Annotated in this window: 4 protein-coding genes and 1 pseudogene; 4 read left to right on the top strand and 1 reads right to left on the bottom strand. The window is 51.0% G+C overall.

Annotated features, from left to right (window positions below; genetic code table 11):
• Positions 1–142: 142 nt before the first annotated feature.
• Positions 143–2285 (bottom strand): annotated as a pseudogene (locus VGM55_RS26290) (DUF4158 domain-containing protein); the annotation flags it as partial.
• 149 nt (positions 2286–2434) lie between these two features.
• On the opposite strand from VGM55_RS26290, the gene VGM55_RS26285 reads away from it, so the two are divergent.
• Genes VGM55_RS26285 through VGM55_RS26270 form a run of 4 tightly spaced genes read left to right on the top strand, consistent with a single transcriptional unit; the run spans position 2435 to position 3996 of the window.
• Complete coding sequence (locus VGM55_RS26285; protein ID WP_331637205.1) at positions 2435–3013, top strand: recombinase family protein; 579 nt, start codon at positions 2435–2437, stop codon at positions 3011–3013.
• Between the two features lie 2 nt (positions 3014–3015).
• Positions 3016–3300: a cytoplasmic protein gene (locus tag VGM55_RS26280; protein WP_331637204.1), complete on the top strand. Its 285-nt coding sequence runs from the start codon at positions 3016–3018 to the stop codon at positions 3298–3300.
• 27 nt (positions 3301–3327) lie between these two features.
• Complete coding sequence (locus VGM55_RS26275) at positions 3328–3690, top strand: hypothetical protein (RefSeq protein WP_331637203.1); 363 nt, start codon at positions 3328–3330, stop codon at positions 3688–3690.
• Between the two features lie 33 nt (positions 3691–3723).
• A complete protein-coding gene (locus tag VGM55_RS26270; protein WP_331637202.1) occupies positions 3724–3996 on the top strand; it encodes an arylsulfatase regulator in 273 nt (90 codons plus the stop codon).
• The last annotated feature ends 243 nt before the right edge of the window (positions 3997–4239 follow it).

Here is a 4239-nt window from a genome sequence, read left to right as displayed (position 1 = left end):
CAAGATTGCTGAGCTGGAACACACGCTTAACACGCGAGGACGGAAATCACTGGGCTACCGCTCACCGAATGAGGTATTTTTAACTTATCTACAGGCGGCATAAACCCCACCGTTTTGTTGCGTTTCGACTGGGAATGGGCCCCCGGGCTTTGATCGTCGGGCGTTCGACGCTGAATTTTTGCCCATCGACAGCGCCATACAGTTCCCCCAACTCCAGTGAATAATACGGGAAGACAGGAAGCGTCTTAATTCCGTCGCCAATACAGTCACATGCAGCCTTCAGCGTGGAGAGACGCAGATATTGCTCGTAGGAATCGTTGAGCGCGTGGTAGGGAATATCACTAGTCTGGGACATCGTCAGATTACCGTGATTCATGGCCTGCGCCATTATTACCGCCATCAGACTGTCTGCATCAGCCCCCGTTTTTACATACAGAGGTTGTACGCCCCCAGGAATTGACACCGTTGATTCACAAAGCGAAAAATATCCGCCAGCTCACACAGGGGCAACTGTGAATAAAAATCCGTCACACTGTCCGATTGCCCGGTCATGTCAGACTTACGCCAGCTAAGTATCTGTGTATCATGATCAAATTCCAGATGTGACAACTTACCCTGCTTAAGCTCCCTGTTGAACGCTATCCACTGGTCATGCAGTTCGCCGGTCAGTTCATCCAGTTGCTGTTCGACCGGGGTTCGTAAAAACGGGATATCCATCTGGGCCAGAATATCGGCTTTTTCCTCTACGGAAACCAGCTCATCTGAAAGGTGGCGGTGCTGCTGGCTGTCATCAAGATAAAGCTCTCCCGCCTCAAGTCGTTTTCTTATTTGTCGGTACAACCAGAATTCATAACGGCTGGCATGAAGCCCGGTTGGTGTATCGTTTTCATCAACGCTCAATAACCAGGTTCGCAGTCGTGACGGGAGCGTAACCGGTGGGCATTCTGCCAGCGGCCGCTGCGTCAACCGCAACTGCTTTGAGAACGTCCCCCTGCCCCATGCCAGCGCCGCAAGCCAGGGGCATTCAGGCGTCACGCTGGAAAAGTTAAGAGTACAAAACAGCGGGCGTAAATGGCGTCGTATATGAGCAGTCTGCGTGTCTACCGCTTCCCATTGTCGGGCCATCCGGCTGGCAGGTTTAACCCGCATTCGCTGCGCGGTGTTCTGCAGGATCTCCCTGGGCATGATTTTCCAGGCTCTCTGGCGCACATCTCCAAAGGGGATGCTGTCCATCACATCATCATCGACAAACAGGGATAACAGACGACCGACTTTATTATTCTCCTGTTGCCGTTGCAGAACATCTGCTTCAAAGTTTTTTCTGGCCTCTTCCTTGCAGCGCTCTTCTGTTTGTTTCATGTGCCACACCATGGCGCTGGTGAGGTTATCTGATAGTTGCCGGTAGCGAAGCCAGATATAGCACATCATATATAACCAGGTTTGCTCTGTTCTGAGGTTCCGCAGATCGTGAATGGTATAAAAATTGACCAGGCTGGCGAAGTACAGCAAATTTTGTTGCGAGATCCCGAGTTCAGGCAGCAACTGTCGCGCCTTCTGATATATCGGCTCCAGCTGGTTTCGTTTCTCCCTTTCCCTGGACATTTGTCGCCATCGAAAATCTTTCGCTTCCTGCTTCAACACGGCCAGTCCGGACAGTGCATCATCTTTCTTCAGGAGTGAGTTCAGTGCACTTTGTGTTTCTGTATCGAGGAAAGACAACAGTATGTCCGCCAGGCGCTGTCGTTCCGTTGACAGTGCTTTACTGATGATTTTCTGAAGCGTGGAATATCCTGGCCGAACGATTTTCTTCTCATTCAGCCAGCAGATAAGTTCGGTGGCAACAAATCCAGGAGTAATATCACGACGCACAATCTGTGCTGCGCGGGCATCGAGCTGCGGGCCAACGGAGCCGGACCACTGATGATACCCAAAGAAGTCGGTAATAAGCTTGCGCTGGGCATAATATTCATGACGGTAATGGTTTTGTCGGTGAGGGATATCTCACGAAAGTAACGCTGAACCACAAAATCGAAATCACTTTCCACGTCCTTCGGTGAAAAATGAAAAAAGGCGTGTTTGGCCTTGAAATAACCCGTCTGCAGGATGCAATAAATCTGCGCCAGTATTCCGGGACGGCTGGTTGCCAGCGCCAGTTCCTCTGCCGTAAGCGACAAATACTCCAGCTGCTGGCCTTCATCAAAATCAGGCAGACCATACAGTGCGAATTTTTCTGCATCCGTTAAAACGGAGAGTCTTTTGCCTTTATCTTTACGACGGGATGTCATCCTGACCTCGCACTGAATATGTCCGTAAGAGGATCGCTCTGCGGACGGTAAAAAATTAAATTTGCGCTTCAGAGAAAATCACGGCTGACGTTGTCTCATATAACTGGTACGGTATCAATCTCTTTCATGGCCCCTTAAACGTACATTTTATGACTGAAATACGGATTGGCTATGCCCGCTGCTCCACCGACAAACAGGATTTGACCGTCCAGCAGGAAGCGCTGGTTAAACTTGGCGTATCTCCGGATCGGATTTACCTTGATAAGGGGCTGACGGGGTCAAACCGGCAAAGACCAGGTCTGGATCAGGCGCTGGCCGCAGTGCGCAGCGGCGACACGCTGGTCGTTCCCAAGCTTGACCGTCTGGCGCGGTCGGTGCCTGACGCCCGTGAGATAGCGGATGCATTACAGGCCAGGGGTGTGAAGCTGGCGCTGGGAACCAGCCTCTACGATCCGGCAGACCCGATGGGGAAAATGTTCTTCAATGTGCTGGCGACCTTTGCTGAGTTTGAAGGCGATCTGATACGCCTGCGCACCCGGGAAGGCATGGCTATTGCGCGCGCAAAGGGAAAATTACGGGGAAAACAGCCGAAACTGTCTGATAAACAACAAAAAGAACTGTACCGGATGCATGAAACCGGGCAGTACTCAATTAGCGATCTGGCTGAGCTGTTTTCAGTTTCACGGCCAACGGTTTACCGGACACTGTCACGTAATCATAAGGAATGAATATGCGGATCCCGGAACAGGTTATCCTGTCAGCCTTGCAAAAAGGCGCTTGCATCAAAACCTTTTACCGGGCATCGGCCCGGGCTACGGGCTCAGCTGTCCGCCGAATACCGGACGGGTATGTACTGGAATCGCCAGGTGAGCGGAATGAGGTCATTCTGAGCCATGCCGATTTTCAGTCGGTGGAAAAACGTCTCGCAGAAACAGAAACCTGGGAGCAGAGCGTGGGGATCACACTGTTTGGTGGCAGTACCTGGACGCTTCGCCCCGATACTGGCGATGAATAAACTGAAGGGATTACCGGGCGGAAGAGTATGAAAAAACCATCACGAGGAAACACCGGTCAGGCCATTAATCTTGCTGAATTAATTGATGATATGACTGAAGATAAGCTGGTAGCACTCCATAATATTATTGTTAATCGTCTTAATATGTTACATCGCCAGCGAACCCGGCAAAGTATGGAGGATTTTCGGCCCGGAGATGTGGTCAGCTTCCAGGCTGAAGACGGGCAAACGGTGACGGGAGTTCTGGTCCGACTGAATAAAAAAACGGTGACAGTTCATACCGGGAGCGGTGCCCGCTGGAATGTTGCGCCACAGCTGTTGACCAGGGTTAAACGCCAGTTGAGCTCCGAAAATCTGCCAGATAACACTGTCGAAAAAAAGCTTCATTAAGGTCCATGACCGCAAATTTGGAGGGGGATAAAAATGATCGACCTGACAGCAGAACAGCGACAGTTAGCAAAAATAGTTCACGACTACGCAAACCAGTTTCCTCTGACAGAGAGTGGTGATGCGCAATTATTGCAGGGCTGCTATGACTACATGGAGGCGTTTAAACGGGTGATGGACAGCACATCAAAAGTGCAGATGGACTACATCTGCCTACAATATCCTGGATATTTTCGCTTTGCGAAATGGATGGAGCGACTGGCTCAGGGAATTGCTGATGGTGTTATCGAGGTTCCGAAAGATCACTAAAAATAGCAGGTCGGAAATTTCGGCGGTTCCGGCGTAGGACCCCTGGCTGAAGCATCTTAAACAGCTGCAGAAAACGCAGGTGCTGATACTGGACGATCTGGGTCTGGAACAGTAGCCCGCCTGCGGCGGGAGCTAAGGCGCTGTCAGAAAGGCGCTTTTTTCAGCTACCGTAGCCCGTTATAATCCCGCGCATGTATATTCCCCGACCTGCAAAGCTCCTCTTCCTGATTGATGATGGCTGGG

It is taken from the genome of Cedecea sp. (assembly GCF_036500665.1).
Taxonomy (GTDB): domain Bacteria; phylum Pseudomonadota; class Gammaproteobacteria; order Enterobacterales; family Enterobacteriaceae; genus Cedecea.
The sequence above is the reverse complement of the archived record's forward strand: the minus strand, read 5'-3'. Positions and strand labels throughout refer to the sequence as shown.